27 protein-coding genes are annotated in these 25,857 nt (G+C 54.1%); 14 read left to right on the top strand and 13 right to left on the bottom strand.

The genetic code is table 11. The annotated features are described in order from the left end of the window. The first annotated feature begins 4 nt into the window (after positions 1 to 4). From trpCF to B4M48_RS09800, 4 genes are all read left to right on the top strand, one after another. Positions 5 to 1,366 carry a bifunctional indole-3-glycerol-phosphate synthase TrpC/phosphoribosylanthranilate isomerase TrpF gene (gene trpCF, locus B4M48_RS09785; protein ID WP_175540472.1) on the top strand — a complete coding sequence of 454 codons (1,362 nt, stop codon included), beginning with the start codon at positions 5 to 7 and terminating at the stop codon, positions 1,364 to 1,366. A 43-nt stretch (positions 1,367 to 1,409) separates the two neighbouring features. After that, a complete protein-coding gene (trpB, locus tag B4M48_RS09790) occupies positions 1,410 to 2,603 on the top strand; it encodes a tryptophan synthase subunit beta (RefSeq protein WP_039384608.1) in 1,194 nt (397 codons plus the stop codon). Further along, positions 2,603 to 3,406 carry a tryptophan synthase subunit alpha gene (trpA, locus tag B4M48_RS09795; protein ID WP_039384612.1) on the top strand — a complete coding sequence of 268 codons (804 nt, stop codon included), beginning with the start codon at positions 2,603 to 2,605 and terminating at the stop codon, positions 3,404 to 3,406. The genes trpB and trpA overlap by 1 nt, the downstream gene beginning before the upstream one ends. Before the next feature lie 186 nt (positions 3,407 to 3,592). Next, on the top strand, positions 3,593 to 3,907 hold the full coding sequence (locus B4M48_RS09800) for a BON domain-containing protein (protein ID WP_039384615.1): 315 nt from the start codon (positions 3,593 to 3,595) through the stop codon (positions 3,905 to 3,907). 38 nt (positions 3,908 to 3,945) lie between these two features. Here the strand turns inward: B4M48_RS09800 and ompW are convergent, their stop codons facing one another. Continuing rightward, positions 3,946 to 4,578 carry an outer membrane protein OmpW gene (ompW, locus tag B4M48_RS09805; protein WP_039384618.1) on the bottom strand — a complete coding sequence of 211 codons (633 nt, stop codon included), beginning with the start codon at positions 4,576 to 4,578 and terminating at the stop codon, positions 3,946 to 3,948. A gap of 232 nt (positions 4,579 to 4,810) precedes the next feature. On the opposite strand from ompW, the gene B4M48_RS09810 reads away from it, so the two are divergent. From B4M48_RS09810 to yciA, 4 genes are read left to right on the top strand one after another with little or no spacing between them, the layout of a single operon-like run. After that, on the top strand, positions 4,811 to 5,206 hold the full coding sequence (locus B4M48_RS09810) for a YkgJ family cysteine cluster protein (protein ID WP_039384623.1): 396 nt from the start codon (positions 4,811 to 4,813) through the stop codon (positions 5,204 to 5,206). A gap of 49 nt (positions 5,207 to 5,255) precedes the next feature. Continuing rightward, on the top strand, positions 5,256 to 5,990 hold the full coding sequence (locus tag B4M48_RS09815; protein ID WP_288656502.1) for a YciC family protein: 735 nt from the start codon (positions 5,256 to 5,258) through the stop codon (positions 5,988 to 5,990). Positions 5,991 to 6,049: 59 nt separating this feature from the next. Next, complete coding sequence (locus B4M48_RS09820) at positions 6,050 to 6,589, top strand: septation protein A (RefSeq protein WP_288656504.1); 540 nt, start codon at positions 6,050 to 6,052, stop codon at positions 6,587 to 6,589. A 54-nt stretch (positions 6,590 to 6,643) separates the two neighbouring features. Then, complete coding sequence (gene yciA, locus B4M48_RS09825; protein WP_039384631.1) at positions 6,644 to 7,060, top strand: acyl-CoA thioester hydrolase YciA; 417 nt, start codon at positions 6,644 to 6,646, stop codon at positions 7,058 to 7,060. Between the two features lie 45 nt (positions 7,061 to 7,105). On the opposite strand, the gene B4M48_RS09830 is transcribed toward yciA, so the two are convergent. Next, positions 7,106 to 7,837: an energy transducer TonB gene (locus B4M48_RS09830; RefSeq protein ID WP_108569366.1), complete on the bottom strand. Its 732-nt coding sequence runs from the start codon at positions 7,835 to 7,837 to the stop codon at positions 7,106 to 7,108. A gap of 204 nt (positions 7,838 to 8,041) precedes the next feature. Between B4M48_RS09830 and B4M48_RS09835 the strand changes: the two genes are divergently transcribed. Both B4M48_RS09835 and B4M48_RS09840 read left to right on the top strand, forming a co-directional pair. Beyond that, positions 8,042 to 8,338: a YciI family protein gene (locus B4M48_RS09835; protein WP_039384635.1), complete on the top strand. Its 297-nt coding sequence runs from the start codon at positions 8,042 to 8,044 to the stop codon at positions 8,336 to 8,338. A gap of 3 nt (positions 8,339 to 8,341) precedes the next feature. Then, a complete protein-coding gene (locus B4M48_RS09840) occupies positions 8,342 to 8,512 on the top strand; it encodes a hypothetical protein (protein ID WP_158086426.1) in 171 nt (56 codons plus the stop codon). A gap of 20 nt (positions 8,513 to 8,532) precedes the next feature. On the opposite strand, the gene B4M48_RS09845 is transcribed toward B4M48_RS09840, so the two are convergent. Beyond that, entirely contained in the window at positions 8,533 to 8,706 is a 174-nt protein-coding gene (locus tag B4M48_RS09845) for a YciY family protein (RefSeq protein WP_128083772.1), read from the bottom strand. 163 nt (positions 8,707 to 8,869) lie between these two features. Between B4M48_RS09845 and cls the strand changes: the two genes are divergently transcribed. Continuing rightward, positions 8,870 to 10,330, top strand: a complete 1,461-nt coding sequence (gene cls, locus B4M48_RS09850; RefSeq protein WP_039384637.1) for a cardiolipin synthase — start codon at positions 8,870 to 8,872, stop codon at positions 10,328 to 10,330. A 35-nt stretch (positions 10,331 to 10,365) separates the two neighbouring features. Beyond that, a complete protein-coding gene (locus tag B4M48_RS09855) occupies positions 10,366 to 10,695 on the top strand; it encodes an HI1450 family dsDNA-mimic protein (protein ID WP_199181676.1) in 330 nt (109 codons plus the stop codon). Between the two features lie 63 nt (positions 10,696 to 10,758). Here the strand turns inward: B4M48_RS09855 and oppF are convergent, their stop codons facing one another. The 6 genes from oppF to B4M48_RS09885 all read right to left on the bottom strand — a co-directional run bounded on the left by oppF (position 10,759) and on the right by B4M48_RS09885 (position 17,774). Beyond that, positions 10,759 to 11,763 (bottom strand): murein tripeptide/oligopeptide ABC transporter ATP binding protein OppF, encoded by a 1,005-nt coding sequence (gene oppF / locus B4M48_RS09860; protein WP_039384638.1) that lies wholly within the window; start codon positions 11,761 to 11,763, stop codon positions 10,759 to 10,761. Beyond that, positions 11,760 to 12,776, bottom strand: a complete 1,017-nt coding sequence (locus B4M48_RS09865; protein WP_039384639.1) for an ABC transporter ATP-binding protein — start codon at positions 12,774 to 12,776, stop codon at positions 11,760 to 11,762. Before B4M48_RS09865 ends, oppF begins: the two co-directional genes overlap by 4 nt. Before the next feature lie 11 nt (positions 12,777 to 12,787). Then, positions 12,788 to 13,696, bottom strand: a complete 909-nt coding sequence (oppC, locus tag B4M48_RS09870) for an oligopeptide ABC transporter permease OppC (protein ID WP_039384641.1) — start codon at positions 13,694 to 13,696, stop codon at positions 12,788 to 12,790. A 15-nt stretch (positions 13,697 to 13,711) separates the two neighbouring features. Continuing rightward, on the bottom strand, positions 13,712 to 14,632 hold the full coding sequence (gene oppB / locus B4M48_RS09875) for an oligopeptide ABC transporter permease OppB (protein WP_039384644.1): 921 nt from the start codon (positions 14,630 to 14,632) through the stop codon (positions 13,712 to 13,714). A gap of 81 nt (positions 14,633 to 14,713) precedes the next feature. Further along, positions 14,714 to 16,354: an oligopeptide ABC transporter substrate-binding protein OppA gene (gene oppA / locus B4M48_RS09880; RefSeq protein WP_039384646.1), complete on the bottom strand. Its 1,641-nt coding sequence runs from the start codon at positions 16,352 to 16,354 to the stop codon at positions 14,714 to 14,716. Between the two features lie 772 nt (positions 16,355 to 17,126). After that, the gene (locus B4M48_RS09885) at positions 17,127 to 17,774 is read right to left on the bottom strand and encodes a YchE family NAAT transporter (RefSeq protein ID WP_039384649.1); all 648 of its coding nucleotides are present in this window, start codon (positions 17,772 to 17,774) and stop codon (positions 17,127 to 17,129) included. A gap of 386 nt (positions 17,775 to 18,160) precedes the next feature. Between B4M48_RS09885 and adhE the strand changes: the two genes are divergently transcribed. Continuing rightward, on the top strand, positions 18,161 to 20,839 hold the full coding sequence (gene adhE / locus B4M48_RS09890) for a bifunctional acetaldehyde-CoA/alcohol dehydrogenase (RefSeq protein ID WP_039384652.1): 2,679 nt from the start codon (positions 18,161 to 18,163) through the stop codon (positions 20,837 to 20,839). A gap of 51 nt (positions 20,840 to 20,890) precedes the next feature. Here adhE and tdk read toward each other — a convergent pair whose 3' ends face one another. Then, positions 20,891 to 21,511: a thymidine kinase gene (gene tdk, locus B4M48_RS09895; RefSeq protein WP_039384655.1), complete on the bottom strand. Its 621-nt coding sequence runs from the start codon at positions 21,509 to 21,511 to the stop codon at positions 20,891 to 20,893. Between the two features lie 373 nt (positions 21,512 to 21,884). Between tdk and hns the strand changes: the two genes are divergently transcribed. Next, positions 21,885 to 22,292: a histone-like nucleoid-structuring protein H-NS gene (gene hns / locus B4M48_RS09900; protein WP_039384658.1), complete on the top strand. Its 408-nt coding sequence runs from the start codon at positions 21,885 to 21,887 to the stop codon at positions 22,290 to 22,292. Between the two features lie 95 nt (positions 22,293 to 22,387). Here hns and B4M48_RS09905 read toward each other — a convergent pair whose 3' ends face one another. The 3 genes from B4M48_RS09905 to galU are packed head-to-tail and all read right to left on the bottom strand — an operon-like array spanning position 22,388 to position 25,682. Next, the gene (locus B4M48_RS09905) at positions 22,388 to 23,395 is read right to left on the bottom strand and encodes an NAD-dependent epimerase (protein WP_039384660.1); all 1,008 of its coding nucleotides are present in this window, start codon (positions 23,393 to 23,395) and stop codon (positions 22,388 to 22,390) included. A gap of 14 nt (positions 23,396 to 23,409) precedes the next feature. Continuing rightward, positions 23,410 to 24,750, bottom strand: a complete 1,341-nt coding sequence (locus B4M48_RS09910) for a UDP-glucose dehydrogenase family protein (RefSeq protein ID WP_039384663.1) — start codon at positions 24,748 to 24,750, stop codon at positions 23,410 to 23,412. A gap of 23 nt (positions 24,751 to 24,773) precedes the next feature. Next, positions 24,774 to 25,682: a UTP--glucose-1-phosphate uridylyltransferase GalU gene (gene galU, locus B4M48_RS09915; RefSeq protein WP_039384664.1), complete on the bottom strand. Its 909-nt coding sequence runs from the start codon at positions 25,680 to 25,682 to the stop codon at positions 24,774 to 24,776. Positions 25,683 to 25,857: the final 175 nt, after the last annotated feature.

Here is a 25,857-nt window from a genome sequence, read left to right on the forward strand (position 1 = left end):
GAGTATTAAAGGCACCGTATTAGAGAAAATTGTGCAGGATAAGGCGATCTGGATAGCAGAGCGTCAGCAGCAGCAGCCGCTGGAGACATTCCACCCGGAACTGCAGCCGGCAACGCGCTCTTTTTATGACGCCCTGCGCGGCACCCGCACCGTTTTTATCCTTGAGTGTAAAAAAGCGTCACCGTCAAAAGGGGTGATCCGCGAGGATTTCGATCCTGCCGCCATCGCCGCCGTCTATCGTCATCACGCGTCTGCCATTTCGGTACTGACGGATGAGAAATATTTTCAGGGTGACTTCGCTTTTCTGCCGATTGTCAGCGCGGCGGTGACCCAGCCCGTGCTGTGCAAAGATTTTATCATCGACCCCTATCAGATCTACCTGGCGCGCCACTACCAGGCGGACGCCATCCTGCTGATGCTCTCCGTACTGGATGATGAACAGTACCGGCAGCTCGCCGCAGTGGCTCACAGCCTGAACATGGGCATCCTGACCGAAGTCAGCAATGAGGCGGAGCTGGAACGGGCGATTGCCCTCGACGCTCAGGTGGTGGGCATCAACAACCGCGACCTGCGCGATCTTTCGATCGATCTTAACCGCACCCGCGAGCTGGCACCGCGCCTCAGTCACGGCGTCACGGTCATCAGTGAATCCGGTATTCATAATTATGCGCAGGTGCGTGAGCTGAGCCGCTTTGCTAACGGTTTTCTCATCGGCTCGGCGCTGATGGAAGAGGCTGACCTGGCAGCTGCGGTACGTCGCGTGCTGCTGGGTGATAATAAAGTGTGCGGCCTGACGCAGCCGGAAGCGGCGCGCGCCGCCAGTGAAGCGGGAGCCCTGTATGGCGGTCTGATTTTTGCTGAAGGCTCACCGCGCAAAATCGATACTGTCCAGGCACACCGCGTGATGGCCGCAGCGCCGCTGCGCTATGTGGGCGTGTTTCGTAATGCGCCGGTTGGTGACGTTGTCACGTTGGCGGTAGAGCTGAATCTGGCAGCAGTGCAGTTGCATGGCGCCGAAGATCGCGACTATGTTGCCACGCTGCGTCAGGCGCTGCCGCCACAGACGCAAATCTGGAAAGCGCTGAGTGTCAAAGAGAGCCTGCCGGCGCGCGACTGGCCGCACGTTGATCGCTACGTGTTTGATAATGGCCAGGGCGGCAGCGGGCAGCAGTTTGACTGGTCGCTGCTGCAGGGAAAGTCGCTGGACAACGTGCTGCTGGCTGGCGGTCTCGCCGCTGATAACTGCGTGACGGCAGCCCAGCTGGGCTGCGCTGGTCTTGATTTTAACTCCGGCGTGGAGTCCGCCCCTGGCATAAAAGATGCCGGCAAAATTGCTGCGGTATTTACCACATTACGCGCTTACTAATGTTGCTGGCCCGCCAGTGCGGGCCGTTGAGGAAAGATCAATTATGTCGACGTTATTGAATCCCTATTTTGGTGAATTTGGCGGCCAGTACGTTCCGCAAATCCTGATGCCGGCTCTGCGCCAGCTGGAAGCTGCTTTTGTTGAAGCGCAGCGCGATCCTGAGTTTCAGCAGGAGTTTACCGATCTGCTGAAAAATTACGCTGGTCGTCCGACGGCGCTGACCCTGTGCCGTAATCTGACTCAGGGGACGAAAACCCGCCTCTATCTGAAGCGCGAAGATCTGCTGCATGGCGGCGCGCATAAAACCAATCAGGTACTGGGTCAGGCGCTGCTGGCAAAGCGAATGGGGAAAAATGAGATCATTGCGGAAACCGGCGCCGGCCAGCATGGTGTCGCCTCCGCGCTCGCCTGCGCGCTGCTCGGCATGAAGTGCCGTATTTATATGGGGGCGAAAGATGTTGAGCGTCAGTCTCCCAATGTGTTCCGGATGCGGTTGATGGGCGCGGAAGTGATCCCGGTTCACAGCGGCTCAGCTACGCTGAAAGATGCCTGTAACGAGGCGCTGCGCGACTGGTCAGGCAGCTATGAGACCGCACACTATATGCTGGGAACCGCAGCAGGTCCGCACCCCTTCCCGACCATCGTGCGCGAATTCCAGCGTATGATCGGCGAAGAGACCAAAGCGCAGATCCTCGAAGCGGAAGGCCGCCTGCCCGATGCCGTGCTGGCGTGCGTAGGCGGCGGCTCCAATGCGATTGGCATGTTTGCTGATTTCATTGAAGAGAGCAGCGTGGGCCTGATTGGTATTGAACCCGCTGGCCACGGTATTGAAAGCGGCGAGCACGGCGCGCCACTGAAGCACGGCCGGGTTGGTATCTATTTTGGTATGAAAGCGCCAATGATGCAGACCGAAGAGGGCCAGATTGAAGAGTCTTATTCTATCTCCGCCGGCCTCGACTTTCCGTCAGTTGGTCCGCAGCACGCGCATCTGAACAGCATCGGGCGCGCAGAGTATGTCTCCATTACCGATGATGAAGCGCTCGACGCGTTTAAAACGCTGTGCCGCGCAGAAGGGATTATTCCGGCCCTGGAATCGTCTCATGCGCTGGCCCATGCGCTGAAAATGATGCGGGCAAATCCGGAAAAAGAGCAGCTGCTGGTGGTTAACCTTTCCGGTCGCGGCGATAAAGATATTTTCACGGTTCACGATCTGCTTAAAGCGAAAGGAGAGATTTGATGGAGCGTTATAATCAGCTGTTTTCACGCCTGTCAGCGCGTCAGGAAGGCGCGTTTGTCCCTTTTGTTACGCTGGGCGATCCCTCTCCGGAGCTCTCACTGCAGATTATCGATACGCTGGTTGAAGGCGGCGCTGATGCGCTGGAGCTGGGGATCCCTTTCTCCGATCCGCTGGCAGATGGACCCACCATTCAGAGCGCCACGCTGCGGGCTTTTGCGGCCGGCACCACGGTGGCGCAATGCTTTGAAATGCTGCAGGTAGTGCGGCAGAAATACCCCGATCTGCCCATTGGTTTACTGATGTACGCTAATCTGGTGTTCAGCCGCGGCATCGATACGTTCTATGCGCAGTGTGCCGCCGCGGGCGTCGACTCGGTACTGGTCGCTGATGTGCCAGTTGAAGAGTCAGCCCCCTTCCGCCAGGCTGCGCTGCGTCACAACATTGCGCCGATTTTTATCTGCCCGCCTAATGCCAGCGATGACCTGCTGCGTGAACTGGCTCAGCATGGCCGCGGTTACACTTATCTGCTGTCGCGCGCAGGGGTGACCGGTGCTGAAAACCGCGCCAGTCAGCCGCTTCACCATCTGATTGATAAACTGCGTGAGTTTCAGGCGCCGCCTGCCCTGCAGGGGTTCGGCATCTCCGAGCCGGAGCAGGTACGTGAAGCGATTGCTGCAGGCGCAGCGGGAGCGATCTCCGGTTCCGCCATTGTACGCATCATTGAGAAAAATCAGCGCGACCCGGCAACGCTGCTGCGTGAGCTGAAAGCCTTTGTCAGCGGCCTGAAAGCGGCCACCCGCTAATCGCTGTGGCTCCGTCACTCCGACGGGGCCACACTCTTTTTTCCGCCACCCCCATCCTTTCTGCCTGAGCGCCAGCTTTTTTCACTTTTTCTCTGCCAGCAGGTTGCCGATTATTCAGGGCCGACCCACACTTAAATGCGCCGTTGCGTTACGGTGTGAATCCATCTATGACAGGGAGATAACCAAATGAAATTGTTCAAGGTCGTTGCGGGAATTTTTATGGCTGCATTTGTGGCACTGACACTGAGCGCCTGTGCGCCAACGCCAACCAAAGAAGGCACCGGCGGTTATATTGATGACACCGTCATCACCACGAAAGTAAAAGCGCAGCTGCTGAATGATGAAGCGCTGAAATCTACAGAAATCAATGTTGAAACGTTCAAAGGTAAGGTTCAGCTGAGCGGGTTTGTCAGCTCGCCACAGATGGCTAACCGCGCCGTTTCCGTTACGCGCAGCGTGGCAGGCGTGAAGTCTGTTGTTAATAATATGCAGATCAAGTAATACCAAAAGGGCGGCCGGCAGGTCGCCCTTCTTCTGCCTCAGAAGCGATAGCCTGCACCAAAGAAAAAGACAAACGGATCGATACGCGTATTAATATTCTGCTGTACGCCCTGATGTCTGAATTTCACTTCAGTATCAATATCCATGTACCACAGCGAAGCATTCAGCATCCAGTCACGGTTAATCTGATAATCGAGCCCCACCTGACCCGCAATGCCCCAGGAGTCTTTAACGCTCAAATCGCTGAGCTGTGCATCCCTGGCGGTCTGATTCAGCTTTGCGTCAAAAAAGGTGGTGTAATTGATGCCAACGCCCGCATAAGGACGTACCGCACTGTTACTGTCGAGGAAATAGTATTGCGCCATCAGCGTGGGCGGCAGCTGACGCACCGTGGCCAGGTTACCGGTCGGACCAAGACCGACTTTATGACGAAACGGCGTGGCAGCCAGCAGCTCAATTCCGATATGGTCGGTTGCCATCCAGGTGAATGTCAGCCCCAGCTGCGTATCATTATCGACGCTGAATTCACCCATGTTCAGCACATTATCTGACCCCTCTGTCGGACGGACCGTTGCCGTACCGGCGCGCATAAAAAAGTCACCCGCCTGATGAGCCAGCGCCAGCTGTGGTATCGCCATCGCCAGGAACAGTGCGCATTTTGCCAGTTTCATCATCACTCCTTTGCCTGAATTAAAATTTTTCGCGGCACAGATGTAACGGTTTTCAGCGCAGATTTCATTAACTGGCTGGCAGAATAAATGCTTAGTTAACAATGAATTGACACAGATCAAATTTGCCAGCGCGAAAAAAGATCAAAAACAGGTTGCTGAAGTTTCATAACGTGATTACTTTGCTGATCCCGAGTGATTTTGGTTCGATGCCTCAGGAGTGGCGGGCGATCAGATGAGCGATATAACTAACCCTTGTATGACATGTGGCGCCTGCTGCGCCTATTTTCGCGTTTCCTTTTACTGGGCTGAAGCCGATGATGCCGGTGGCGCAGTGCCAGCCGAACTCACCGAGCCGCTAAACCTGCTGATGCGCAATATGCGCGGCACCGGCGATCGCACACCGCGCTGCGTTGCTCTGCAGGGCGAGCCCGGTAGCTGCGTCTCCTGCGGTATCTATGAGCAGCGCCCCTCTCCCTGCCGTGAATTTGCGATGTCCGGGGAAAATGGCGTCGTTAACGAAGCCTGCGACCGTGCCCGCGCCCGCCATGGATTACCTGCCCTTTTTCACCCTTCTTTACCTGACATGACAGAAAGTTATGGTATTCCGGGTGCCAGCCTGACCGCTTAGCATGTACAATCGCCGGGTTAATTAACCCGGTTTTTTTCAAGGAGTGTACATGTCTATCACGGCAAGCTCGTTATACCGTGACACAGGAAATTTTTTGCGCCATCAGCTGGTCACTATAATGCTGATGGCGCTGCTGACCTCATTCATTACCGTGATTATCGGGCATGCGTTAACGCCTGATAATGAGCAGCTGTCGCTGCTGAGTCAGAGTGACAGCAGCGCATCCTCCCTGTTTGAACTGGTACAGAATATGTCTCCGGATCAGCAGCGTATACTGCTGCGCGCTTCCGCAGCAGGAACCCTGGCGGCGCTGATTGGTAATACGCTGCTGCTCGGCGGCATGCTTTGCCTGATCCCGCTGGTCTCCAGCGGTCAGCGCGTCAGTGCCCTGCGCGCTATCGGTACCGCTGCACCGCTGCTGCCTAAGCTGCTGCTGCAGACCTTTTTGATCACGCTGCTGGTGCAGCTTGGCTTTATGGTGCTGATGGTGCCTGGCATCGTGCTCGCTATCTTGCTCTCTCTGGCGCCGGTGATGCTGGTCAGTGAAAAAATGGGCGTAATCGGTGCCATGCGCGCCAGCCTGCGCCTGGCGTGGAAAAATATTCGCCTGATTGCACCCGCTATTCTGCTGTGGCTGCTGGCAAAAATTATTCTGATGTTCTTTTTCTCTTCGCTGACGGTATTGCCCGCCAATATTGCCTCCGTGGTGCTTAACGCGCTGGGCAATCTGGTTTCTGCCGTTTTGATTATTTATTTGTATCGGCTCTATATGCTGTTACGTTAAGGGTTACGGCGCTCCGCTGAGCGCTATAACCACAGGCTACTGTCCGGACTGGAAACGCTATGAAGCAGTTACTCGACTTTCTCCCCCTGGTCGTTTTCTTTGTTTTTTACAAACTCTACGACATCTACGTTGCATCGGGCGCGCTGGTGGTGGCTACCGGCCTGGCGCTGGTAGTGAGCTGGGTGCTCTATCGCAAGCTGGAAAAGATGACCCTGTTTACCTTTGTCCTGGTGGCGGTGTTCGGCACCCTGACGCTGGTGTTTCATAATGATGAATTCATCAAGTGGAAGGTCACCGTAATCTATTCGCTGTTTGCGCTCGCACTGCTCTACAGCCAGTGGTTCATGCAGCAGTCCCTGATCCAGACCATGCTGGGAAAAGAGCTGCAGCTGCCTGCCACGGTCTGGCGCCGGCTCAACATCGCCTGGGCGCTGTTCTTTCTGCTATGCGGCCTTGCCAACATCTATGTTGCGTTCTGGTTGCCACAGCCGGTATGGGTGAACTTTAAAGTGTTTGGCCTGACAGGGCTGACGCTGCTGTTTACCCTGCTGAGCGGGCTCTACATCTGGCGGCAGATGCCCCAGCAGGAATCAAAATAGTCTTTCCATCGCCCGGCCAGCCGGGCTTTTTTTCACCTGCAGAAGAACTGAGCAATGAACGAGAAGCATAAGCAGCCCACGGGCGAAATGGTTTTGCGTACGCTGGCTATGCCAGCCGACACCAATGCCAACGGCGATATTTTTGGCGGCTGGCTGATGTCGCAGATGGACATGGGCGGTGCAATTCTGGCAAAAGAGATCGCTGAAGGTCGCGTGGTCACGGTTCGGGTCGACGGCATGAGTTTTCTGAAGCCGGTCGCGGTAGGCGATGTGGTCAGCTGCCATGCGCACTGCCTGCGCACCGGAAACAGCTCAATGACTATCAACGTTGAGGTGTGGATTAAAAAGGTTTCATCTGAGCCGATAGGCCAGACCTACTGCGCCACCGAAGCGGTGTTCGTTTACGTCGCAGTAGACAACAGCGGCAAGTCGCGTCCGCTGCCGGCAGATCGCGCTAACCGCAGCCACTGAGTGATGAAAAGCAGAGCGGCTTTTTCGGCCGCTCTGCTCTGCGCCCTACTCGATCTTCGCGCCGCCGTTAATACGGAAAACAATATTCATGGTGATGCCCTGGCCCGGCTGGCCCGGCTGGTAGCGCCACTTTTTAACCTGATCCCTGACGCTGCGCTCGAACATATTGCGCGGCTGTGCCGAAAGAATAGTGACGTTGCCAACCCGGCCGTCACTGTCGACATCAAATTTCACCCGTACATTACCCTCAATACGCAGCGCGGCCGCGCGTGCCGGATAGGCTGGTTTGCTGATGCTGAGCGCTTTCGGTCCGCTCGCTTTAACCGGTGCCGGAGCAGTGGCCGCTTTTGGTGCAGTGGCGGGCCGGGGCTGAGCTGCTGCGGTCTCCTGCCTGAACGGATCGGCCCGGTCCGGTGCCGGCTGACGGGGGGCTGGCGCCGGTTTTTTTTCTGCTTTTGGTTTTGGCTTCGGCTTAGGTTTCGGCTTTGGCTCCGGTTTTGCAATAGGAACCGGCTCCGTTTTTGGCGGCTCCGGGGCGGCCTGCGGCTCGGGTTCAGGCTCAGGTTGCGGTGCCGGTGCTACCACAGCCGGCGCAGGTTCCGGCTGCACCTCAGGCGCGACCATGGTGATGGCGATAGGCTGAGACGCGGCAGGCAGCTCACGGGACTGATGCCACGAGGCATAGAGAATGCCGGCAATAACGGACCCGTGCAGTACCACGGAGAGGATCAGTGAAACAGGCGTACGGGTCGGAAAAGGCGTAGTCAATGTCGTCATAGCGGCTGTGGTCATTGAGTGAGAAGATGATTTTAAATGCAAATAGCAATCAGTTTCAATAAGCAGCGTAAAAGTGCTCCGTTTCCTCTTTTTTTTAACCCCGCTTGCGCTGGCGCCGATTGCCCTGAGGTTTCGTTTGCACTCTGCCGGGCGATCCCTTAACGTGTCTCGCAATTTCGGCCAGTCTAACGGGAGTATCCCATCGTGCTTTACCTCATCTACGCGGAAGATACCGCAGATTCACTGGAAAAACGCAACAGCGTGCGCCCTGCGCACCTTGCTCGTCTGCAGCTGCTGCAGGATGAGGGACGACTGATTGTTGCCGGCCCGCTACCGGTGGTCGACAGCAACGATCCAGGCCCCGCTGGCTTTAGCGGCTCGGCAATTGTCGCAGAGTTTGATTCGCTGGAGGCGGCGCAATCCTGGGCTCAGGACGATCCCTATATCGCCGCTGGCGTTTACGAAAAAGTTACCGTTAAGCCGTTTAAGCGGGTATTTTAATTCGTGATGTTATCACTGCTGCTGCTACTGGTGGCACTGCTGCTTACCGGTCGTGCGCTCTGGATCTGGCGCCGTCAGGGCTGGCTTCAGGCGCGCCAGCAGATTGTCATGCTGATAGTCCTGGCGGCGGCGGCGCAGATCGTCAACATTACGCTGATGCTGCGCGGCCATTAACGAACCCAGCCGCGCCGGTCTCACATATTCTGCGTAATAAACAGAATTGAACGGCGCTGCTGCTGCGCAACCTGGTGACGAATGGCATGGATGCGCTTATAGCGACGCGACTGGCCCTCCAGCCAGCGGGCACGACGGCGATGCACCTGGCGTAACATTCTCCAGCGGGCCACTTCATTTCTGCTTCGTCTCATGACACTCTCTCAGTCCGGCATATTTCGGCACGCATTATAGTGATCTGCACAGAAATGCCAATTCGAAACCTTTATCGATAAATCTCAGGGCAGATTAAGGTTTCGCTACAGCGCATCAGCACGTAAACTTTGCCTATAAATGCGCGAACAGGATGTCCACTCAATGACCACCTTTTATACCCTGATCAGTTGGTTACTGCTGTTTGGCTACTGGCTGCTGATTGCGGGTGTAACGCTGCGTATTCTGATGAAACGTCGCGCAGTGACCTCAGCTATGGCCTGGCTGCTGATCATCTATATTCTGCCGCTGGTAGGGATTATCGCCTATCTCTCGTTCGGGGAGCTGCATCTTGGCAAGCGCCGGGCCGAGCGCGCCCGCACCATGTGGCCCTCTACGGCTAAGTGGCTCACCGACCTCAGGCAGTGCCGGCATATCTTTGCCACCGAGCACAGCGACGTTGCACGCTCGCTTTTTGATCTCTGCCGGCACCGGCAGGGGATCGCTGGCGTCAAAGGCAATCAGCTGCAGCTGCTGACCAGCAGCGATGAGGTGATGCAGGCGCTAATCCGTGATATTCAGCTGGCGCGTCATAATATCGAGATGGTGTTCTATATCTGGCAGCCAGGCGGCCTGGCTGACGATGTGGCGGAGTCGCTGATGGCAGCCTCACGCCGGGGCGTGCACTGTCGTCTGATGCTCGATTCTGCCGGCAGCGTCGCCTTTTTCCGTAGCCCATGGGCAAATATGATGCGTAACGCCGGGATCGATGTGGTTGAGGCGCTGCAGGTCAGCCTGCTGCGTGTCTTCCTGCGGCGTATGGATCTGCGGCAGCACCGCAAAGTCGTGCTCATCGACAACTACATCGCCTACACCGGCAGCATGAACCTGGTCGATCCGCGTTTCTTTAAGCAGGATGCCGGTGTCGGGCAGTGGATCGATCTGATGGCGCGGATGGAGGGGCCTGTTGCTACCACAATGGGGATCGTTTACGCCTGCGACTGGGAGATTGAGACCGGTAAGCGTATTCTGCCTCCGGCACCAGACGGCAACATCATGCCGTTTGAACAGGAGAGCGGCCACACTATTCAGGTTATCGCTTCCGGGCCGGGTTTCCCCGAGGATATGATCCATCAGGCGCTGCTGACCGCGGTTTACTCCGCGCGCGAGCAGCTGATCATGACTACCCCCTATTTTGTTCCCAGCGACGATCTGCTGCACGCTATCTGCACGGCTGCGCTGCGCGGCGTAGAGGTCAGTATTATTGTCCCGCGTCACAACGATTCACTGCTGGTTGGCTGGGCCAGCCGGGCATTCTTTACGGAACTGCTGGAAGCGGGCGTAAAAATCTACCAGTTTGAAGATGGCCTGCTGCATACCAAAAGCGTGCTGGTTGACGGGCAGCTCAGCCTGGTGGGCACGGTGAACCTTGATATGCGCAGCCTGTGGCTCAATTTTGAGATCACCCTGGTGGTAGATGATGATGGTTTTGGCAGCGATCTCGCTACCGTGCAGGATGACTATATTGCCCGTTCGCGCCTGCTGGACAACGCCCGCTGGGCGAAACGTGCCTGGTGGCAGCGCATCGTTGAACGACTGTTTTACTTCTTTAGTCCATTACTGTAAAACGAGCGGAAAGATTACCGCCGCAGGATAAGCACATGACCATGGATTTAGACAACCGCCTGACCGATGATGAAACGCTGGAGCAGGCCTACGATATTTTTCTGGAGCTGGCGGGCGATAACCTCGATCCGGCTGATATTATTCTGTTTAACCTGCAGTTTGAAGAGCGTGGCGGCGCAGAGCTGTTTGACCCGTCGGAAGACTGGCAGGAACATGTTGATTTTGACTTAAATCCCGACTTTTTCTCAGAGGTTGTGATTGGTCTGGGTGAGGCCGATGGCGAACCTATCACGGATGTGTTTGCCCGCGTGCTGCTCTGCCGTGAGAAGGATCATAAGCTCTGCCATATTCTCTGGCGCGAATAAGTCAGCCATAAAAACGCCGGGCCTTTGCCCGGCGTTTTGCTATTCAGAGCCTGCTGACTGACGTCAGAGCGGATCTACCTTCAGGCAGGATACCGCATGGCGGAAACTGCCCTCCAGCAGCGGACGGGTTTTGGCACATTCCGGCCCGGCAATCGGACAGCGGGTACGAAACACGCAGCCTGAAGGCGGATTGATTGGCGAAGGCAGCTCTCCGTCCAGCAGCTGGATCTGTTTATTCTTCTCCAGGTCAGGATCGGGGATCGGCACCGCCGACATCAGCGCCCGGGTATAGGGATGCTGCGGATCGTTGTACACCGCATCATAAGTACCCAGCTCAACGGCATGGCCCAGATACATCACCAGCACGCGATCGGAGATATGTTTCACCACCGCCAGATCGTGCGCAATAAATATCAGCGACAGCCCCATCTCGCGCTGCAGTTTCTGCAGCAGATTCACCACCTGCGCCTGGATAGAGACATCCAGAGCCGAGACTGGCTCATCACAGATAATCAGCTTCGGCTCCAGGATCAGCGCGCGCGCAATACCGATACGCTGACACTGGCCGCCAGAGAACTCGTGCGGATAGCGGTTGATAAGATTCGGCAGCAGGCCGACTTTCATCATCATCGCTTTGACCTTGTCTCTGACTTCCTGACGCGGCATTTTTGGATAATAGGTGCGCAGCGGTTCAGCAATAATGTCGCCAATGGTCATACGCGGGTTCAGTGACGCCAGCGGGTCCTGAAAAATCATCTGAATATCGCTGCGGGCCTGACGCCACTCTTCCGCGCTCTGCCCCAGCAGATCGCGTCCCAGCCAGGCGACACGCCCTTCGGTCGCTTTCACCAGCCCGATGATAGCGCGCGCCAGCGTCGATTTACCGCAGCCCGATTCGCCTACTACACCCAGCGTCTCGCCCTCATACAGCCGCAGGCTGACACCATCCACCGCTTTCAGCGTCTTCGGCGGCTGCCAGAACCACTGTTTGCCATCTTTGATCTCAAAATGCACTTTAAGATCGGCTATCTCCAGCAGTACTTTTTTCTCTTCCACAACGGTGCTCATACTAACTCCTCCACCGGTTTGAAGCAGGCGCGCAGGCGTCCGTCGGCAAACGGCTCCAGCGGCGGCGAAGCGGCACATATCTCCATTGCATAAGCGCAGCGTGGCTGGAACGGACAGCCCTGCGGCAACCGCAGCAGGTTTGGCGGATTGCCGGGAATGGTCGTCAGAGACTCACCCTCTGCATCGAGTCGCGGTACCGCATTCAGCAGCCCGATAGAGTATGGATGCGCCGGCTGATAAAACACATCGCGGGCACGGCCATACTCCATGGTGCGCCCGGCATACATCACCAGTACTTTGTCGCAGATCCCGGCTACGACGCCAAGATCGTGCGTGATCATAATGATGGCGGTGTTAAATTCGCGTTTCAGCTCATTAAGCAGCGTCATGATCTGCGCCTGAACCGTTACATCCAGTGCAGTGGTGGGCTCATCGGCAATCAGCAGCTTAGGACGACACAGCAGCGCCATGGCAATCATCACGCGCTGGCGCATCCCGCCCGAAAATTCATGCGGATACATCTTCATCCGCTTCCGCGCTTCCGGCATCTTTACCGCATCCAGCATGCGTACCGACTCTTCAAAAGCCTGCGCGCTGTTCATGCCTTTGTGCAGTTGCAGAACTTCCATCAGCTGCTCCCCTACCCGCATATAGGGATTGAGCGAGGTCATGGGGTCCTGAAATATCATGGCAATCTGCTCCGCACGCAGCTTGTTCAGCTTGCCTTCGGGCAGGTTCAGGATCTCCTGCCCGTTAAAACGTGCCGATCCGTCAATGCGGCCGTTCTTTGCCAGCAGCCCCATCAGCGCAAACGCCGTCTGCGATTTGCCGGAGCCTGACTCACCTACAATGCCAAGGGTTTCCCCGGCACGCAGTGAAAAATTGAGATCGTTGACGGCGGTAACGTCGCCGTCGTGCGTGGTAAAGGTTACGCGCAGATCCTGCACATTCAGCAGCAGCTCCGGGCTTCCCGCCGGCACAGCACGCGCTGGCGTTGTGGTTTCAAAACTCATCGGGAAACTCCTTAGCGATCTTTCGGATCGAGGGCATCACGCAGACCATCGCCGATAAAGTTAAAGCAGAATAGCGTGACCACCAGAAAGCCGGCCGGGAACATCAGGAGCCACGGAGAAACCTCCATCGAGTTCGCTCCGTCACTCAGCAGCGCGCCCCAGCTACTGAGCGGCTCCTGCGTCCCCAGACCCAGGAAGCTCAGGAAAGATTCAAACAGAATCATGCTGGGCACCAGCAGCGAGGCGTAGACCACTACGACGCCCAGTACGTTAGGCACAATGTGGCGCAGCACGATACTGGCCGTGGAGACGCCCCCTACCTGAGCCGCTTCGATAAACTCTTTGCGTTTTAGTCCCAGCGTCTGACCGCGCACAATACGCGCCATATCGAGCCAGGAGACCATGCCGATGGCGACAAAGATCAGCAGAATATTGCGGCCGAAAAAGGTCACCAGCAGGATCACAAAAAACATAAACGGAAAGGAGTTAAGGATCTCCAGAATACGCATCATCACCGAGTCGATTTTGCCACCGAGATAGCCCGCCAGCGAGCCATAGAGCGTTCCCACCAGCACCGCAATCAGTGCAGAGGCGATGCCCACCATCAGTGAGATACGTCCGCCAATCGCCACCCGCACCAGCAGATCGCGCCCGGAGGAGTCCGTTCCAAACCAGTGGCCTGAAACCGTATCCGGCGGCGACGACATCATCGCCCAGTCAGTATCATCATAGTTAAACTGCGCCAGCATCGGCGCAAACACCACAAACAGGGCAATCAGCAGCAGCACCAGCAGGCTGATCAGCGCCGCACGGTTGTGAATAAAGCGGCGGCGTGCATCCTGCCACAGGCTGCGCCCCTCCACCTCGAGCTTTTCGCTGAAGGCATCCACCACGTCACTGTTTTTTTTGCTTAACATCATGAGCGTGCTCCACCCTTAATAGCGAATCTTGGGATCAATAACGGCGTAAAGCACATCAACGATCGCATTAAACAGAATAGTCAGCACGCCGACCAGAATCGTCAGGCTCATTACCAGCGAATAGTCACGGTTTAGCGCACCGTTAACAAACAGCTGGCCGATACCGGGCAGGCCATAGATCGACTCAATTACCATCGAACCGGTAATGATGCCGACAAAGGCAGGCCCCAGATAGGAGAGCACCGGCAAAAGCGCAGGCTTGAGCGCATGGCGCAGCACGATACGGCGCAGCGGCAACCCTTTTGCCCGAGCCGTACGAATGAAGTTTGAGTGCATGACCTCAATCATGGAACCGCGCGTAATACGGGCGATGCTGGCGATATAAGCCAGCGAGAGCGCCACCATCGGCAGCAGCATGTAGTTCCACTGCCCGCCGTTCCAGCCGCCGCCCGGCAGCCAGCGCAGCGTAATGGCAAAAATTAATACCAGCAGCGGCGCCACAACAAAGCTCGGGATAACAATGCCGGTCATCGCCACCCCCATGACGGCGTAGTCCCACAGGCTGTTCTGCTTCAGCGCCGCGATAACGCCAGCGGTTACGCCCAGGATCACCGCCAGGAAAAAGGCCGCCAGTCCCAGCTTCGCGGAGACCGGGAAGGCGTGCCCTACCAGATAGTTAACCGAATAGTCCTTATATTTGAACGAAGGACCAAAATCGCCGTGCGCCAGCTGCCCCAGATAACTCAGGTACTGTTTGCCAATCGGATCGTTGAGATGGTATTTGGCTTCAATATTGGCCATCACCTCAGGGGAGAGCGTGCGCTCGCCGGTAAACGGGCTGCCCGGCGCTAAACGCATCATAAAAAACGAGATGGTGATCAGAATAAAGAGCGTCGGAATCGCTTCCAGAAGCCGACGCAGAATAAATTTTAACATTGCCGTACCTGCCAGGCTGTTGCTTCACAAAATCAAAAAAGCGGTGCCGCAGCACCGCCACTGTCGATAGCCTGTGTGCTATTAGTGCTTAATGATGTATAGGTTCTTATCCAGCGTTTTATCCAGCGGATCGTTACCGGTATAGCCGCCGACATAAGGCTTAACCAGACGGGCGTTGACGTAGTAATAGACCGGCACGATGGCACTGTCTTTATCCAGAATCTGCTCTGCCTGCTGGTAGTCAGCCACGCGCGCTTTTTCATCGGCAGCTTTCACAGCATCGTGGATCACTTTGTCAAAATCAGCGCTCTTGTAGTGCGCTGTATTACTGCTGCTGTCGGACAGCATGGTGTTCAGGAAGGAGGTCGGTTCGTTATAGTCCGCGCACCAGGCCGCACGTGAAACGTCGTAGTTGCCCTGATGACGGGTATCCAGGAACGTTTTCCACTCCTGATTCTCCAGCTTGATATTAACGCCGAGGTTCTTTTTCCAGATAGAGGACGCCGCGATTGCCAGCTTTTTGTGCAGATCTGAGGTGTTATACAGCAGGTTAAACGTCAGTGGCTTATCTGCGGTATAGCCTGCTTCAGCCAGCAGTTTTTTCGCTTCTGCGTTACGCTTGTTCTGATCCCATTTAAACCAGTCCGGCGGCAGCAGTTCCATGCCATCGGTTGCCGGCGGTGTATAGCTGTAGGCGGGCAGCTGACCCTGCGCCAGTACCTTATTCACCATGATGTCGCGATCCAGACCCAGCTTCAGCGCGGTGCGCACGCGGGCATCAGTGAAAGGCGCTTTCTGGTTATTGATCTCGTAGTAGTAGGTGCAGAGATACGGTTTTACCATCAGCTCTTTGCCATTATCGCGCTGCAGCTTTTTGAACAGCTCAATCGGCATATTGTTATAGGTGATGTCGCTGCCATTTTCAGAGAAGTAGCGGTTCACATCGCTCACTTCTGAGTTGATGGGCAGGAAGGTGACTTTGTTCAGTACCGTATGTTCGTTATCCCAGTATTGCGGGTTGCGTACCAGCGTGACGCGCTCGTTGATAACGTGCGCTTCCAGTTTAAACGCGCCGTTTCCTACCCAGTTCTGCGGCTGCGTCCACTGATCGCCCGATTTTTCGATTGCAGGCTTATAGACCGGTGACATCACGGCATTGATCAGCAGCTTATAAAAGTAAGGTACCGGCTGGCTTAGCGTAACTTCCAGCGTATGATCGTCCAGCGCTTTTACGCCCAGTTCAGAGGTCGGCTTTTTACCGGCAATAATTTCATCAACGTTAGCGATATGGCCATACTGCGGATAGCTGGCATAAGGTGACGCCGTTTTCGGGTCAACCAGACGCTGCCAGCTGTAGACGAAATCCTGTGCGGTAACCGGCTCGCCATTAGACCATTTGGCATTTTTACGCAGATGGAAAGTCCAGACTTTAAAATCTTTGTTTTCCCAGCTCTCTGCAACGCCCGGAACCGGTTTGCCGCTGGCATCGCTGACGATAAGCCCTTCATAGAGATCGCGGGCAATATTATCTTCTGGTACGCCCTCAATTTTATGCGGATCGAGCGACTGAACTTCGTCACCGTTACCGCGCACCAGCTCCTGTTTGGCGGCCAGCTCAACGCCAGCCGGTACCGTTGCAGCCAGCGCAGCGTTCCCTGTCAGAGAGGCAATTGCGGCCAGAACGCCGGCCGCAATCAGACTTTTTTTCGTGATGTTGTTCATTGTTATGCTCCAGTTTTATTATTGTCGTCGGTGCGCTATCGCGCCTGACGTATCCCGTTTACCGGGCGATCTTCGTCTCGTTCGAGCAAAGATCCCTGTCCCCTTCCGGGTGACTTCAGCAAGCCGCCAGCGGGTAATGATATTTGCTGACGACTCACTCACTGTTCTTTTGATAAAGAAAGCGTTCAGCTGCCGGTTTCTGATACGCGTTGCCGGTATAACTACGCCCGCGTGCTAATAAGCAAAAATCGTACACATCTGCTGAGAGAGCGATAAAAATCCTGAGAGTGCCAGAAATTATCAGAAGCTATCCCGTTGCGCCAAAGCCAATGCAGAAAAATGTTAGCTATTTCTCTTTTATCATGTCCGGGATAACGTTGAAAGCGTTAATTATCTCCGCTAAATATCAGTTAATACATTGATAAATATGATTATTTAAGCAATTCTGGCGATTATGTGCGCACTTATTTTATGCAAAACTCATTCTGCGCAAATCTATTGAGTTTTTACTTCAAAGCAGAATATTCAGCGACTACTTTACAAGAGAGGCACAGCTAATCACTTTCAGCGCGGATTTAGCAGCAGGTAAATCTGTGACAATAATCACATTAATAAGCGGATATTAAGCAGGGATGGCTGACTGAGTAGTAAAAGTGATAAAAGCGAGCCTGAAAGTAGCCCGATAACTAATTTCACCAAAAAGGTGCATCTGCACGTCGCGACGCACCCTTTTGGTTCATGAAGATGTTTTTCAGCAAAAAACAGGTCAGGTCTAATTCAGTAATCCTGGAAAGATTGCTTTTATGCCGGTGACGACAAATTCAATCCCTAACGCCATTAATAACAACCCCATAATACGGGTAATGACGTTAATTCCGGTCTGACCCAATATCCGTACCATTAACGGCGCCGCTCTGAACAGTAACCAGCAGCAAAAGGCGAAAACCGCAATCGCCAGCGTAAAACCCAGCAAATTAAGCCAGCTGTGATAGCGCGAACTCCAGACGATAGTGGAACTGATAGCCCCCGGCCCTGCCATGAGCGGCAGCGCCAGCGGGACAACACCGATGCTTTCACGAATAGCCGTTTCTGATTTTTCCTGCTTGTTTTGCTTATCCTCACCCAGCTTGCCGCTAATCATCGACATCGCAATGGTCACAACCAGTATGCCGCCTGCGATTCGGAAAGAGTCGATTGAGATACCAAACAGATGCAGGATCCCATCGCCAAGAAACAGCGAGGTCCAGAGAATAATCGCGACCGCAAGGTTGGCTGTAAGATTGGTTTTGTTGCGTTCAGCCACCGCCTGATAGCGGGTCATGCTGATAAAAACCGGAATGATGCCTACCGGATTCACCAGCGCAAACAGGCCGACAAAAAATTTTATATAGCCGGAAAGATCGAGTAGCACGGGGGTCACAACAGGCTCCTGAAAAAGTCAAAAAAACGCGCTTAATGTAGTGCATATGTCTGCTGAAAAACAGCGTATATGGCAGAAATATCTGCTATATGTCCACCACAGAGATGGCATAAAAATCTGGCTGTTTTCATATATGCCTGCAGAACAGCAGCGTCTAAAAAACGGCGCCTTTAGTCGTAAACGATCTGGCTGACCGCTCACCGCTGCAGCCTCTCTTGATCTGCATCATGATTACGTCTCTCCACCAGCGCTACGCTGGGTGCAGTAAATCATTCACGTCAGACCTTTTTACTAAACAGACGGGCCTACCCTGTCAAACCTTAGCTGATTTCTTTCTCTGCGCTGGCCTGTTTATTAAAAAAGTTTAACTTCCTCAGGAGAGTATTATGGCCGTAACCAATGTTGCCGAACTCAATGCACTGGTTGAACGTGTAAAACGCGCGCAGCGCGAGTTTGCCAGTTTTAGCCAGGAGCAGGTTGATGCAATTTTTCGCGCCGCGGCGCTGGCGGCAGCTGACGCCCGCATTCCGCTGGCTAAGATGGCGGTAGCGGAATCGGGCATGGGTATTGTTGAAGATAAAGTGATCAAAAATCATTTCGCTTCAGAATATATCTACAACGCGTACAAAGATGAAAAAACCTGTGGCGTGCTGGCAAGCGATGATACCTTTGGCACCATTACCATTGCCGAACCCATTGGCCTCATCTGCGGTATCGTCCCTACCACCAACCCTACCTCCACGGCTATTTTCAAGGCCCTTATCAGCCTGAAAACCCGCAACGGCATTATTTTTTCTCCTCATCCGCGCGCAAAAAATGCCACCAATAAAGCAGCCGATATCGTGCTGCAGGCGGCTATTGCTGCGGGCGCTCCCAAAGATATCATCGGCTGGATCGATGCGCCTTCGGTCGAGCTTTCCAGTCAGCTCATGCATCATCCGGATATCAACCTGATTCTGGCGACCGGCGGCCCGGGCATGGTTAAAGCGGCCTATAGCTCAGGTAAACCGGCGATTGGCGTTGGCGCGGGCAATACGCCGGTGGTGATTGATGAAACGGCTGACATCAAACGCGCGGTCGCTTCCATTTTAATGTCTAAAACGTTCGATAACGGCGTGATCTGTGCCTCTGAGCAATCGGTCATTATCGTTGATGCCGTCTATGACGCGGTCCGCGAACGGTTTGCCAGCCACGGCGGCTATCTGCTGCAGGGCCATGAGCTGAGCGCGGTTCAGAATATCCTGCTGAAAAACGGCGCACTGAACGCGGCAATTGTGGGCCAGCCCGCCTGCAATATTGCTGCGCTTGCCGGCATTAGTGTCCCGCCGGGCACCAAAATTTTAATTGGCGAGGTGTCAGCCGTTGATGAATCGGAGCCTTTTGCACATGAAAAGCTCTCGCCGACGCTGGCGATGTATCGGGCAAAAGATTATGCGGACGCGGTAGCAAAAGCAGAGAAGCTGGTCGCGATGGGCGGCATTGGTCACACATCCTGTCTCTACACCGATCAGGATAACGAGGCCGGGCGGATCCACTATTTTGGCGACAAAATGAAAACGGCCCGCATCCTGATCAACACCCCGGCTTCACAGGGCGGCATTGGCGATCTTTACAACTTCAAACTTGCCCCTTCCCTGACGCTGGGCTGCGGCTCCTGGGGGGGCAACTCTATTTCTGAAAACGTGGGCCCTAAACACTTGATAAATAAGAAAACCGTGGCTAAGCGAGCAGAAAATATGTTGTGGCATAAGTTACCGAAGTCTATCTACTTCCGCCGCGGCTCTCTTCCGATTGCGCTGGAAGAGGTTGCTGCTGAGGGAGCGAAACGCGCGTTTATCGTTACCGATCGCTTTCTGTTTAATAACGGCTATGCCGAGCGCGTTACGCGGGTGCTGAAATCACAGGGTATCGAAACCGAGATATTTTTTGAAGTGGAAGCCGATCCGACCCTGAGCATTGTGCGTAAGGGTGCAGAGCAGATGCACAGTTTCCGGCCTGACGTGATTATCGCCCTGGGTGGTGGTTCACCGATGGACGCAGCGAAAATCATGTGGGTCATGTATGAGCATCCGGAAACGCATTTTGAAGAGCTGGCGCTGCGCTTTATGGATATCCGTAAACGTATCTACAAATTCCCGAAAATGGGTGTGAAAGCGCGCATGGTCGCGATCGCTACCACGTCAGGCACCGGCTCAGAAGTCACCCCGTTTGCCGTTGTCACCGATGACGCCACCGGGCAAAAATATCCGCTGGCGGACTACGCCCTAACGCCGGATATGGCGATTGTCGATGCCGACCTGGTGATGGATATGCCGCGCTCGCTCTGCGCCTTTGGCGGTCTTGATGCGGTGACGCATGCGCTGGAGGCTTACGTTTCGGTGCTTGCCAGTGAGTACTCAGATGGACAGGCACTACAGGCGCTGAAGCTGCTTAAAGAGAACCTGCCTGCCAGCTATCGCGATGGTGCGAAAAATCCGGTTGCGCGTGAACGCGTACACAACGCGGCGACTATCGCCGGCATTGCCTTTGCCAACGCTTTCCTCGGGGTGTGCCACTCTATGGCCCATAAACTTGGCTCAGAGTTTCATATCCCGCACGGGCTGGCAAACGCGCTGCTTATCGGTAACGTCATCCGCTATAACGCCAATGATAACCCGACGAAACAGACGGCGTTCAGCCAGTATGACCGGCCGCAGGCACGGCGCCGCTATGGGGAAATTGCTGACCATCTCGGCCTGACTCAGCCCGGGGATCGCACGGCGCAGAAAATCGAAAAACTGCTGGCGTGGCTGGATGAAATAAAAACGCAGCTCGGTATTCCCGCTTCTATTCGGGAAGCAGGCGTGCAGGAGGCGGATTTCCTGGCGAAAGTAGATAAGCTGGCTGAAGACGCTTTTGACGATCAGTGCACTGGCGCCAATCCGCGCTATCCATTAATCGCTGAGCTAAAACAGATTATGCTGGATACGTTCTACGGACGTGATTATTCAGAAACGGACATACCCTCTGCAGAAATCTGCGAGCTGCAGTCCGCTGCCCGTGAAAAAAAAGTAAAGAAAGCGTAGTCCGCTGAAAATAAAAAACCCGCCGCGGCGGGTTTTTTTATGGCTGGCTGATTAAACCGGTGGCGGATTAGCGCCATATATCGCCTCACGCGTACCCAGATTAATCGCCTGCTTGTAATGTTTCCGGCATACGGATATATAGCGCTCATTACCGCCAATTACGACCTGCTCACCTTCGCTGAACGGTCTGCCCTCCCCGTCAAGGCGCAGTACCATGCTCGCCTTACGGCCGCAGTGGCAAATTGTTTTAAGCTCGACCAGTTTATCGGCCCAGGCAAGAAGATACTGGCTGCCGGTGAACAGCTCACCGCGGAAGTCAGTACGCAGACCGTAGCAGAGAACCGGAATATCAAGATTGTCCGCCACGTCAGAGAGCGCATAAACCTGCTCACGCGTCAGAAACTGACTTTCGTCAACCAGCACGCAGTGTACGGGCTGGCGCGCATGTTCTTCCGCAATGGCTTCGGCCAGTTCTGTTTTATCATTATACAGACAGGCAGGCGAAGAGAGCCCGATTCGTGAGCTGACCACGCCGGCACCAAATCTATCGTCTATCTCTGCGGTATAGACCAGGGTGCGCATGCCGCGCTCCTGATAGTTATAGGAAGATTGCAGCAGCGCGGTGGATTTACCCGCATTCATCGCCGAGTAATAGAAATAGAGTTGAGCCACTTACCAGTCTCTCCGGGGATACTAAATTCAGAAGGCGGCAGTTTAACACAAATGTATTGCCGCAGAGCACCTCACAAACGACAGGTTTACCGTAGCAGAAAGCCACGCTGCTGGACGCTGAAAATCAATGCCGGCACGCTGCGGTTAAATCACTAATAGCGGTTAATTTAATCTCAGCCAAATGGAATAGCCGTCACGCAACGAGACATATCGCGGATAATTTATGCAGCACAGCGATTGATAATTAACTCTGCTGACATAACTAAAAAAATAAATAAATCTCCTCACTCAGGTTTCACTATTGCAGTTATATATTCCCGCCACTATTATGGAACAGCTTAACCACTCCTTTTTATATTCTGAGATAAGAACAATGAGCGAAGCACTTAAAATCCTTAATAATATCCGTACATTGCGTGCTCAGGCTCGCGAATGCTCTCTGGAAACCCTGGAAGAGATGCTTGAAAAACTTGACGTAGTGGTTAATGAGCGTCGTGAAGAAGAGAGTCATGCTCAGGCTGAAAATGCTGAACGCAGCCGCAAACTGGAGCAGTATCGCGAAATGCTGCTGGCTGACGGCATCGATCCTAATGAACTGCTGAACGCATTATCAGAAAACAAAACGGTGACCAAAGCGCGTCGCGCTGCCCGTCCCGCCAAGTACAGCTATGTAGATGAAAACGGTGAAAGCCGCACCTGGACCGGTCAGGGCCGCACGCCTGCCGTAATTAAAAAAGCGATTGAAGAAGATGGTAAACAGCTGGACGATTTCCTGCTGTAATCCGCGCGCTTCGTTTTAACTGTCTGCACTTTTACTGCAATATTCGTTTCGCCAGGTAAAAAAAAGGAAGCCCGCGGCTTCCTTTTTTTATGCGCTTATTTCTGATAAAAGTCGCGATACCAGTCGACAAACTGCTGTACGCCCTGCTCAACGCTGGTCTGCGGCCGGAAATTGATGGCGTCATAGAGAGGCTGCGTATCTGCGCTGGTGCCCAGTACATCGCCGGGCTGCATCGGCAGCATGTTCTTCACTGCCTCAATGCCCAAAGCTTTCTCCAGCGACTCTATATAGGTCATCAGGCGCGTTGGCTGACTGTTGCCAATGTTATATACCCGATAAGGCGCAGAGCTGCTGGCGGGGGAGCCGTGCTCCACGCTCCATGCGCTGTCAGGTTGTGGTACCACCGCCTGCAGGCGAACAATCGCCTCAGCGATATCATCGATATAGGTAAAGTCGCGCGTCATCTCACCGCGGTTATAAACGTCGATCGCCTCGCCTGCCAGCATTGCACGGGTAAATTTAAACAGCGCCATATCGGGCCGGCCCCATGGGCCATACACGGTAAAGAAACGCAGTCCGGTTGTCGGCAGCTGATAAAGGTGCGAATAAGTATGCGACATCAGTTCGTTGGCTTTTTTCGTCGCCGCATAGAGGGAAACCGGGTGATCAACGCTGTCATCGGTGGAGAACGGCATTTTGCGGTTCAGCCCATAAACTGAGCTTGAAGATGCATAAAGAAGGTGGCCAATCTTATGGTGACGGCAGCCTTCCAGAATATTCAGATGGCCGGTGAGGTTAGCATCTGCATAAGCGTGCGGGTTATCGATTGAGTAACGCACACCCGCCTGCGCGGCGAGATGGATAACGCGCTCAAACGCGTGCTGTTCAAACAGAGAGGAAATGGCCTGGCGATCGGCCAGGTCCATTTTAATAAAAGTAAATGCGGGATGCGGTGAAATCTGATCGAGGCGAGCCTGTTTCAGGCTGACATCATAATAGTCATTCAGGTTGTCGATACCAACAACCTGGTGACCGGCAGCGAGCAAACGCTGGCTTACGTGAAAACCGATAAATCCTGCTGCGCCGGTTACCAGAAAATTCATACATCCCTCATTTATTACGCAATTTGAATAGACGCTCCGCGGCCGATTGCATAATAAACGAAACCGCGTTTGCTGATACGCTCTGGATCATACAGGTTACGACCATCAAAAATCACGGGTTGTTTTAACGCATTTTTAATTACGTCAAAATCAGGCGCCCGGAAATTCTGCCATTCGGTACAGATAACCAGACCATCAGCGCCCTGCAGTGCCGCTTCTTTAGTCCCTGTGAGTTTCAGATCGTCACGGTGACCATAGATGCGCTGCGCTTCTTCCATCGCTTCCGGATCGTAAGCCTGAACCGTAGCACCCGCTTCCCATAACGCTTCCATCAGCACACGGCTGGAGGCTTCACGCATATCGTCGGTGTTGGGTTTAAACGCCAGGCCCCACAGCGCAAACGTCTTGCCGCGCAGATCGTCACCAAAATGGCGCTTGATAAAGGCAGGCAGTTTGTTTTTCTGCGCGTCATTGACCTCTTCCACCGCCTGCAGCAGGCGCGGTTTATAGCCAATAGACTCTGCTGTACGGATCAGCGCCTGCACATCTTTCGGGAAGCAGGAACCGCCGTAGCCGCAGCCCGGATAGATGAAGTGATAGCCGATACGGGGATCAGAACCGATACCCTGACGGACTTTCTCCACGTCAGCGCCCAGCAGCTCAGCGAGATTAGAGATCTCGTTCATAAAGCTGATTTTGGTCGCCAGCATGCAGTTTGCCGCATATTTTGTCAGCTCTGCACTGCGGATATCCATCAGGATCATGCGATCGTGGTTACGGTTGAACGGCTCATAGAGCTCGCGCAGCAGTTCCACCACATCATCATTGTCAGTACCGACAACGATACGCTCTGGTCGCATGCAGTCGTTAACGGCCGCACCCTCTTTGAGGAATTCCGGGTTGGAAACCACATCGAAAGAAACGCTGGCGCCACGCTGTTTCAGCGTCTCCTGCATCACATTGCGTACGCGGTCGGCTGTGCCGACTGGCACCGTTGATTTATCGATAACGACTTTGTGATCGTTCATATGTTCTGCAATCGTGCGCGCAACCGCGGTCACATATTTCAGATCGGCAGAACCATCTTCGTCAGGCGGTGTGCCAACAGCAATAAACTGCATCACCCCGTGATTAACGCCCTCTTTGGCGTCAGTACTGAATTTCAGGCGGCCCGATTCATAATTGGACATCACCAACGGCGTCAGACCCGGTTCAAAAATCGGGATAACACCCTTTTTCAGGTTTTCGACTTTGTTCGCGTCGACATCAATGCAGAGAACGTCATGTCCGACTTCGGCCAACACCGCAGCCTGAACCAGACCGACATAGCCGATACCAAATACAGTGACTTTCATTAAATTATCCTGTGCTTAATGAATTACTTTTTATTGCCTACCGCGTTGTCCAGCCACTGTGCAAAATCTTTGCCCAGCACCGGGTGACGTACGCCGTACTCAACAAAAGCCTGCATGTAACCCAGCTTGTTACCACAGTCGTGGCTGACGCCAGTCAGGTGATAAGCTTCTACAGTCTCTTTTTCCATCAGCATAGCGATAGAGTCGGTCAGCTGAACTTCGCCGCCTGCACCCGGAGGGGTTTTAGCCAGCAGAGGCCAGATATCAGCAGAAAGAACATAACGACCTACTACCGCGAGGTTTGAAGGCGCTTCATTCGCTTTTGGCTTCTCAACAACGCCCACCATCGGTGCACTCTGGCCCGCGCTCAGCTCGGCGCCTTTGCAGTCAACCACACCGTATGCGGTTACGTCTGCTACTGGCTCAACCATGATCTGGCTGTGACCGGTTTCTTCAAAACGCGCCAGCATCTCTGCCAGGTTGTCTTTGGTCGGGTTTGACTCATATTCGTCGATGATAACGTCTGGCAGAATGACTGCTACCGGCTCATCGCCTACCAGCGGATGTGCACACATGACTGCATGGCCCAGACCTTTAGCGATACCCTGACGCACCTGCATAATGGTGACGTGTGGCGGACAGATAGACTGGATTTCATCCAGCAGCTGACGCTTAACACGCTTCTCCAGCATGGCTTCCAGTTCGAAGCTGGTATCAAAGTGGTTTTCGATTGAGTTTTTAGAAGAGTGCGTAACCAGCACAATTTCGTTAATGCCCGCAGCAATACACTCATTTACGACATACTGGATCAACGGCTTATCGACCAGCGGTAACATCTCTTTTGGAATAGCTTTGGTCGCTGGCAGCATACGCGTACCTAAACCTGCAACCGGGATTACCGCTTTTTTTACTTTTGACTTATAGGCAGACATCAAATACCTCTCTTAATAGGCCGCTCAAGTTAATACTTGATATGTCGGTTTAAAAAACGAAATGAGTATATCAGTTAGTATCAGGCGGAATTATCCTGGATAAAGTTAATCCATGGAATTTAAGACTTTTACCCAAGTGTAAAGGATAGGTCTGGCGCTGTCGCTTAACTGATTT

This window comes from Pantoea sp. UBA6567 (assembly GCF_002434165.1).
Classification (GTDB): domain Bacteria; phylum Pseudomonadota; class Gammaproteobacteria; order Enterobacterales; family Enterobacteriaceae; genus Pantoea; species Pantoea eucrina.